This window comes from Streptomyces sp. NPDC058632, from assembly GCF_042717095.1.
Taxonomy (GTDB): domain Bacteria; phylum Actinomycetota; class Actinomycetes; order Streptomycetales; family Streptomycetaceae; genus Streptomyces.
This window is the reverse complement of the sequence record NZ_JBHXQZ010000192.1, coordinates 1-2,782: the sequence shown is the minus strand read 5'-3', so window position 1 is coordinate 2,782 and position 2,782 is coordinate 1. Positions and strand designations below refer to the sequence as shown.

Annotated in this window: 3 protein-coding genes; all 3 read left to right on the top strand. The window is 73.0% G+C overall.

What is annotated here, in order from left to right:
- Positions 1 to 136 precede the first annotated feature (136 nt).
- Positions 137 to 631 carry an FBP domain-containing protein gene (locus tag ACFWVE_RS34885; protein ID WP_384023243.1) on the top strand — a complete coding sequence of 165 codons (495 nt, stop codon included), beginning with the start codon at positions 137 to 139 and terminating at the stop codon, positions 629 to 631.
- Positions 632 to 764: 133 nt separating this feature from the next.
- Entirely contained in the window at positions 765 to 2,018 is a 1,254-nt protein-coding gene (locus ACFWVE_RS34880) for an aromatic acid exporter family protein (protein ID WP_384023240.1), read from the top strand.
- A 53-nt stretch (positions 2,019 to 2,071) separates the two neighbouring features.
- Positions 2,072 to 2,782 (top strand): hypothetical protein (locus ACFWVE_RS34875; RefSeq protein WP_384023237.1); only part of this gene is annotated, 711 nt, incomplete at its 3' end.

The following is a 2,782-nucleotide window of genomic DNA, read 5'->3' as shown; positions in this document are numbered from 1 at the left end:
GCCGGTGCCCACCCGGACCGTCCCGGCACTCCCGGGAAAACGGTTGGCTCGGGCACCTTTCGATTCCTTACCGTGGGACGGAGACCCGGGGCTTCCTGGTTTCGCAAGCCGTACCAGGAGAACGCCGGAGACCCCCATGAAATCACTCACCGAACAGGACATCCGCGGTTCCTTCGTCAACTGCTCGAAGGGGGAGGCCAAGCGCCTGTTCGTGCCGCGCGATCTCGGGGAGCTCGCCTGGGGTGATCTGGACTTCCTCGGCTGGCGGGATCCGGGGGCGCCCGACCGCAGTTACCTGGTCACCGAGCGCGCGGACCAGGGACGTCTGGTCGGGGTGGCGCTGAGGTTCCAGCCCGCGCGGCGCGGCTTCCTGCACCGCAGCATGTGTTCGCTGTGCCTGACGACCCATCCGCGCGGGGGCGTCTCCCTGATGACCGCGCGGAGGGCCGGCGCCGCCGGGCGCGAGGGCAATTCGGTGGGTGCCTACATGTGCACCGACCTCGCCTGTTCCCTCTATCTGCGCGGCAGGAAGGTGCCGGATTCGGGGATCCGGATCGAGGAGTCCCTCACCCTGGACGAGCAGATCGCCCGCACCCTGGGGAATCTGCACGGCTTCCTCGACAAGGTGTGACGTCCCGGCGGTGCCGGCGGGCCGGCGGTCCGTGAAATCCCCGGGGCGTCTTGGGGCATCGTCGTTTCCCCCGGGTGGCCGCGGTACCCGCCGAAGACGTTCGACACTTCCGGTCAGAGGGAAGCGTCGAAGGATGCGAGTGGTACGTGAGTGGACGGCACGGGTCAAAGAGTTCGTCAGGCAGCGCCGGGATCCGGTGGCCGTGCAGACGACCCGCTCGGCGGCCGCGGCGACGGTCGCGTACGTCATCGCGCTGCGGCTCAGCCCGGAGGCCGCCCCGCTCACGGCGCCGCTGACGGCGCTGCTCGTCGTCCAGGTCACGCTGTACTCCACGCTCACCACCGGCTTCCGCCGGGTGAACGCGGTGGTGGCCGGGGTGGTCGTCGCCATCCTCTTCAGTCTTCTGGTGGGCCTGACCTGGTGGAGTCTGGGCCTGCTGATCCTGGCGTCGCTGATCGTCGGACGGATCGTGCGCGTGCACGAGTTCGTGCCCGAGGTGGCGATCAGCGCGATGCTGGTGCTCGGCGTGACGTCGGTCGGGGACATGGCGTGGGCGCGCATCCTGGAGACAGTGATCGGCGCCGTCGTCGGGCTCTCCTTCAACCTGCTCCTGGCCCCGCCGGTGTGGGTGGAGGAGGCCGGTGAGTCGATCGAAGGGCTGGCCCGGCGGGTGCGGCAGCTGATGCTGCGCCTGGGCGAACAGGCCTCCGAGCACACGCCCCACCACGAAGCGGCGGCCCGGCTGCACGAGGCCCGCCGGCTCGATCACGACATCTCCGAGGTGGACGCGGACCTCCGGCAGGCCGAGGACAGCCTGCGGCTCAACCCGCGGGTGCGCGAGGGCCTGCTGAACCGGATCGTGCTGCGCACCGGACTGGACACCCTCGAGATCTGCACGGTCGTTCTGCGGGTGCTCGCGCGCACCTTCACCGACCTCGCGAAGGAACGCGAGCCGGGCCCCCTGTTCCCGCCGGAGACGGGTGCCCTCGTCGAGCAGCTGCTGTCCGAGATCTCCGACGCGGTGGTCAGCTTCGCGGTGCTGGTCACGTCGAGCGTCAGTGAGAGCGCGGAGTCCGCGGAGGACCGGCTCATCGCCGAACTGCGGCAGGCCGCCACCACCCGCGACCGGTTGGCCCGGCTGCTGCTGGAGGACGTGCGCGCGGACGCCCGGCAGTGGCAGCTGTACGGCGCGCTGCTGGCCGAGGCGGACCGCATCCTGGACGAGATGGACACCGAGCACCGGTCGCAACGGCTGCTGGAGGAGCTGGACCGGCACACCCGTGAGCAGCGGGAGCGCATGCCCCGGATCACCCGGACGCGGGACCGGCTGCGCGTTCCCGGCCGGCTGCGCCGGAACCGGCGGGGTACCGCCGGGCGTTCTCAGTGAGGGAAGCCGGCGGCGGGTACGCCGCCGGCCACGAGCACACGAAGGGGGCGCGGATGACCGACACCAGCGTGCGGGTCGACGGGAACACCCTGCGGCTGCCGGACGGGGCGACGGTGCGGTTCGTCCGTACGCTGCGGCTGCCGGAGACGGGGACGCACGCCCTGCCGCCGGGCCTGGGCGAGTTCCCGGTGCGGCGGGTCGCGGACTACGCGGACTCGGTGCCCGAGGCCTGGCGGGCGCGCGGCGGTGTGATGCTGCCGGTGTATCTGCGCGAGGCGATGTGGCTGAGCTTCGCGGGTACGAAGGAGCCCGCCGCGCTGCAGGTGGGGGTCGGCAAGGTGTGCGCGGTCTCGGGCCGCCCGTGGAGCGGCCACCTGGCCCGCTCGCCGCAGAACTACGTGGTGCTGCCCCGGCAGCGGTGGCTGGACGGCATCAACTCCGGCGAGGGCACGGTCCGCCAGTTCGTGGCCGTGCCGCTGGGCCTGGGCGCGACGGTGGAGGGCCAGGTCACGGGCGAGGAGGTGTGGGGCGGCGTCCAGCTGCAGTCCTTCGCGTTGGACGAGGGCGCACTGGCCCGGTGGCGCCGGGCGGAGCAGGAGCGGCTGGAGCGGCAGCGGGCGGAGCTGGCGGCCCGGCCGCCGGCCCACGCCGGGGGGTACGGTGCCGCGCGCGCCGCGGCGGCACCGCCCGCGCCGGTCGGGGCCGCCCCCGCGGCGTTCCGCGGCGCGCCCCGGCCCGCCGCGGGGGTGGGTGTCGGTGTCGGC

Coding starts and splice junctions, on each gene's coding strand:
- ACFWVE_RS34880 (WP_384023240.1), top strand. CDS start 765: ATGCGAGTGGTACGTGAGTGGACGGCACGGGTCAAAGAGTTCGTCAGG.
- ACFWVE_RS34885 (WP_384023243.1), top strand. CDS start 137: ATGAAATCACTCACCGAACAGGACATCCGCGGTTCCTTCGTCAACTGC.